Annotated in this window: 1 protein-coding gene; it reads left to right on the forward strand. The window is 75.2% G+C overall.

The annotated features are described in order from the left end of the window. Positions 1 to 155: 155 nt before the first annotated feature. Positions 156 to 2,844 (forward strand): type I polyketide synthase (locus VGR37_22815; protein HEV2150249.1); only part of this gene is annotated, 2,689 nt, incomplete at its 3' end.

Consider the following 2,844-nt stretch of genomic DNA (forward strand, 5'->3'; position numbering starts at 1 on the left):
TCCCGGAGCCGGCGGACACGCCGGGACCCCGGCCGGACCCCGCCCGCGCCGATGCGGACCTCACGGGCCCCGGCCCCCGGCCCCCGCGCGACGCCGGGGCCACCCGACACGCACCGATCAGGAAGGGCCCGATGCGAGCTCCCGGCGGAAACGAAGTGGCCATCATCGGGATGGCGGGGCGCTTCCCGGGCGCGCGCGACCTCGACGAGTTCTGGCGCAACCTCCGCTCCGGCGTCTGCTCCCTCCGCCGCCTCACGGAGGAGGAGCTGGCCGCGGCCGGAGTCTCGCCCCGCGAGTTCCGCTCGCCCGGCTACGTCCCCGTCTCCGGGGTGCTGGAGGGCGCGGAGCTGTTCGACGCCTCCTTCTTCGGCTTCACCCCTCGCGAAGCGATGGTGATGAACCCGCAGCAGCGCGTGTTCCTGGAGTGCGCGTGGGAGGCGCTGGAGCGCGCGGGCTACGCGTCCCGGGGGTACGGCGGGCGCATGGGGGTCTTCGCCTCCAGGGGGGAGAACCGCTACGTGCTGGACGTGCTCTCGCAGCGGACGCTGGCCCGGGCGGTCGGTACGACGCAGGTGCTGCTGTCGAACGGCACGTCCGTGGCGACGCTGACCTCACACAAGCTGGGGTTGAAGGGCCCCAGCATGAACGTGCAGACGGCCTGCTCCTCGTCGCTGGTGGCCGTCCACCTCGCGTGCCGGAGCCTGCTGTGGGGAGAGACGGACGTGGCGCTGGCGGGCGGAGTGCGGATCGCCGTGCCGCAGCACCGCGGCTACCGCTACCAGCCGGGAGGGATCCTGTCGCCGACGGGGGAGTGCACCCCCTTCGACGCCGCGGCGCGCGGCTCGGTGGGGGGGAGCGGGGCGGGGGTAGTGGTGCTGAAGCGGCTGGAGGACGCGCTGGCGGACGGGGACCACGTCCACGCCGTGATCCGCGGCTCGGCCGTCAACAACGACGGTGACGAGAAGATGGGCTTCACGGCGCCGGCCTGGGAGGGTCAGGCGGCCGTGATCGCAGAGGCGCTGGCGGCGGCGGGGGTGGACCCGGCGGAGATCTCGTACGTGGAGACGCACGGCTCCGGGACCGAGGTGGGCGACCCCATCGAGGTGGCGGCGCTGGCCGCCGTCTTCGGTCGGGGGACCCCGGGGAGCTGCGCGCTCGGCGCGGTGAAGTCCAGCATCGGGCACCTGGACGCGGCGGCCGGGGTGGTGGGGCTCATCAAAGCGACCCTGGCGCTGGAGAACGGGGAGATCCCGCCCTCGCCGTACTTCCGCACGCCGAACCCGAGGATCGACTTCGACCGCTCGCCCTTCTACGTCAACCCCGAGCTGCGGCCCTGGGCCCGCAACGACGCCCCCCGGCGGGCGGGGGTCAGCTCGTTCGGGATGGGCGGGACCAACGCGCACGTGGTCCTGGAGGAGGCGCCGCCGGTCCGGGCGTCCGGCCCGTCCCGGCCGTGGCAGCTCCTGGTCCTGAGCGCTCGCACCCCCGGCGCCCTGGATGCGGCCACCGGGCGGCTCGCGGAGCACCTCCGCGCCCACCCGGAGCAGAAGCTCGCCGACGTGGCGCACACGCTGCGCGTGGGCAGGCGGCGCTTCGCCCACCGCCGGGTGCTGGTGTGCCGCGGCCGGGAGGACGCCGTCGCGGCGCTGGAGACGTGTGACGCGCGGCGGGTGCTCGAAGGAGCGCAGGAGCGGGACGAGCGCCCGGTGGTGTTCCTCTTCCCGGGCGTGGGCGACCACTACGTGCAGATGGCGCGCGGGCTGTACGAGGCCGAACCGGTCTTCCGGCGCGAGGTGGACCGCTGCGCCGAGATCCTGTTCGCGCACAACGGGTCCGACGTGCTCGAGGCGCTCTTCCCCGGCGATCCCGCCCCGGAGCAGACCGCCGGGGGCGGCGGGACGGACGCAGGCGCGGACGGATCGATCGACCTGCGCGGCATGCTGGCCGGGGGCGCGGCGGGAAGCGGCGACCCGCTGGGGCGGACGGACACGGCGCACCCGGCGACCTTCGTGGTGGAGTACGCGCTGGCGCAGCTCTGGATGAGCTGGGGCGTGCGGCCGGAGGCGATGATCGGCCACTCGCTGGGCGAGTACGTGGCCGCCACGGTGGCGGGCGTCTTCACCCTGGAGGACGCCCTGGCGCTGCTCGCCCACCGGGCCCGCCTGATCTCCGGGCTCCCCGCGGGGGCGATGCTCGCGGTGCCGACGGACCCGGCGGAGCTCCAGCCGCGGCTGCGCGGCGGGCTCGCGCTGGCCGCGCACAACGCGCCGGGGCTGTGCACCGTCTCGGGACGCATCGAGGCCGTGGACGCGCTGGAGGCCGAGCTGCGGGCTGAGGGAGTGGCCTGCCGCCGCCTGAACGCCGAGCACGCCTTCCACTCCGCCGAGATGCAGCCGGTGGCCGGGGGGCTGGCCGAGCGGCTGCGCGCCGTGCGGCTGGCGCCGCCGGAGGTGCCGTTCGTCTCCAACGTCACGGGGACGTGGATCCGCGCGGAGGAGGCCACCGACCCCGAGTACTGGGCGCGGCACCTCTGCCGCACCGTGCGCTTCGCCGAAGGAATGGCCGAGCTGCTCAGCGACGGGAGCCGGGTGCTGCTGGAGGTGGGGCCGGGCCGCACGCTCGGCACCTTCGCACTGCACGCAGGCGCGGCGGAGTCGTCGACCCTCGCCTCGCTGCGGCACTCGTACACGCGCAAGTCGGACCAGGTGCACCTCCTGGAGACGCTGGGCCGGTTGTGGATCGCGGGCGTCCAGGTGGACTGGGACGGCTTCGCGGCCGGGGAGCGGCGCCGGCGGACGCTCCTCCCCACCTACCCGTTCGAGAGGCAGCCCTACTGGGTGGAGC

The organism is Longimicrobiaceae bacterium (assembly GCA_035936415.1).
Classification (GTDB): Bacteria; Gemmatimonadota; Gemmatimonadetes; order Longimicrobiales; family Longimicrobiaceae; genus JAFAYN01.